We start from the raw sequence: 1,432 nt of genomic DNA, 5'->3' as shown, positions 1-1,432 counted from the left end.
TAATGCCGATCAGTTAAGAGATAAATGATCGGTTGAACGATCCTGCAGATAGCTTATAAAGGCTCTAAGTTTCTATAACTTTGAGCCTTTTATTTTGCAATTAACTACAGCCCTAACACTCGCCAATCGTTATGCCCCCAATACTGAACAACTTGGAAAACTCAGTGACATTCTTTGCCCTGATTTCATCAACCAATGCTTAGAAGCTTCTGGTGTGGCGACTATTCGTAAACGTCGTATCCCTCTCGACATGGCCGTTTGGGCGGTCGTTGCTATGTCGCTTTACCGACAAGAGCCTTTGTGGTCAATTGTCTCCAAAGCGCAATTAATGTTGCCCGGGAAACGAAGTCTGGTTGCCCCTAGTGCTATCGTTCAAGCGAGACAACGGCTCGGGGCTGATGCCATGAAAGAAGTATTCCATCAAAGCCAGAGCTTATGGAATGAAACAGCTGACCATCCGACTTGGTGTGGATTAAAACTCCTCGCTGTCGATGGCGTGGTATGGCGAACGCCAGACACCAAGGAAAACCGCGATGCGTTTCAATCTGCGTCAAATCAGAATAGTGAAGGTAGCTTTCCTCAGGTGCGTATGGTTTGCCAGATGGAGTTGACCAGTCACATGCTGGTCGCCAGTGCTTTCGCTAGTTACAAAACCAGTGAGATGATATTGGCGGAACAGTTGATTGAAACAACACCAGACTACAGCCTCACAATGTTCGACAGAGGCTTTTACTCTCTTAGTCTTCTTCATCGCTGGGCAAATACAGGAACTGAAAGGCATTGGCTAATGCCAATGCGCAAGAATACCCAATTTACTGAAGTCAGAAAGCTGGGTCGCAATGATCGGATTGTCGAACTCAAGACAGCGCCTCAAGCGAGAAAGAAGTCCCCGTCACTACCTGAAACCATCGAAGTTCGCCTGATAAAGAAAACTATCAAAGGGAAAGAAGTGAATATCTTGACCTCGATGACTGATCATCGTCGTTATCCGCCAGCGGAAATAGCAGAGCTTTACAGTCATAGATGGGAAATCGAAGTTGGATATCGGGAAATGAAGTCTTCACTTCTGAACAACGAGTTCACACTGAGAAGTAAGAAGCCAGAGATGGTAAAACAAGAACTATGGGGCTTATTGCTTAGCTATAACATTATTAGATATCAGATGGTTAACATGGCTAGAGCAGTGCCTGGCATCTACCCCAACCAACTGAGCTTCACAACGTGTGCTCACTCTATCATTCACGTAATTTTGGGGTTCTGGTTGGAGTCAGCGGGAACAATCCCTAAGCGCATTACTCACTTGCAAGAGGAGGCGATACACCATGTCTTGCCCATTAAACGAGAAGAGCGGATATATCCGAGAGCAATAAAACCAAAGGCAAAGAAATACCCCAATAAAAAGAAAGCCAGTCAGCTTAACTGACTGGCATTA

1 protein-coding gene is annotated in these 1,432 nt (G+C 45.5%); it reads left to right on the top strand.

Annotated features, from left to right (window positions below):
- The first annotated feature begins 94 nt into the window (after positions 1-94).
- Positions 95-1,423, top strand: a complete 1,329-nt coding sequence (locus tag QTN95_RS20640; protein WP_331418846.1) for an IS4 family transposase — start codon at positions 95-97, stop codon at positions 1,421-1,423.
- Positions 1,424-1,432: the final 9 nt, after the last annotated feature.

The sequence above is a fragment of the Vibrio sp. M260112 genome, from assembly GCF_036533775.1.
Taxonomy (GTDB): Bacteria; Pseudomonadota; Gammaproteobacteria; order Enterobacterales; family Vibrionaceae; genus Vibrio.
The sequence above is the reverse complement of the archived record's forward strand: the minus strand, read 5'-3'. Positions and strand labels throughout refer to the sequence as shown.